The following is a 590-nucleotide window of genomic DNA, read 5'->3' on the forward strand; positions in this document are numbered from 1 at the left end:
GTTCGGGATGGGGCTGGAGGTCGTGGCGGTCGAGGACGTCCTGGAGGTCCGAACGGATCGCTGCCAAGTCGTCGCGAAGACTGTCCAGCTGATGGCGCTCGAACGCGCCAGGACAGAGTGGCGTCACGACGTGCTCGGCGGCGAAGACGCCGTTGAGGCTGATGTTGTCCTCTTTGCCCGGGAGGTCTAACAAAACGACGTCGTAGCGCTCGGCCAGATGTTCGTCGATAAACGCATCTAGTTTGAGGTAGCGTTCTTCGACGGGGACTGACGCGAGGTTGTTGTCCGCGCCGTTGAGACCCTTGTCCGAGGGGACCAGGTCTGGCCCCTCACCTGTGTCGTAGACCATCCGATCGACGACGTCGGGTATATTCTCGGCGATAAACTCCCAGTCGTCGCCGAAGACGGCGCTGATCGGGGCGTCCGGGTCCGCGACCTCGTCGCCGAGGCCGAACTGCGTTGCTAAATCGTTTTGCGTCCCAGCGAGGTCGAGCAGCACGACGTCGCGATCGTGGTCGGTCGCCGCTGCCACGGCGGTGTGTGCGGCGGACGTCGTCTTGCCGACGCCGCCCTTGCCGACGTAGAAGCAG

1 protein-coding gene is annotated in these 590 nt (G+C 63.9%); it reads right to left on the bottom strand.

Going from position 1 to position 590, the window contains the following annotated elements:
* A partial coding sequence (locus tag DEQ92_RS21495) for a ParA family protein (RefSeq protein ID WP_147299556.1) occupies nt 1-590 on the bottom strand: 590 nt, incomplete at both ends.

Origin of the sequence: Haloferax sp. Atlit-6N (assembly GCF_003383195.1) — an archaeon.
GTDB lineage: Archaea > Halobacteriota > Halobacteria > Halobacteriales > Haloferacaceae > Haloferax > Haloferax gibbonsii.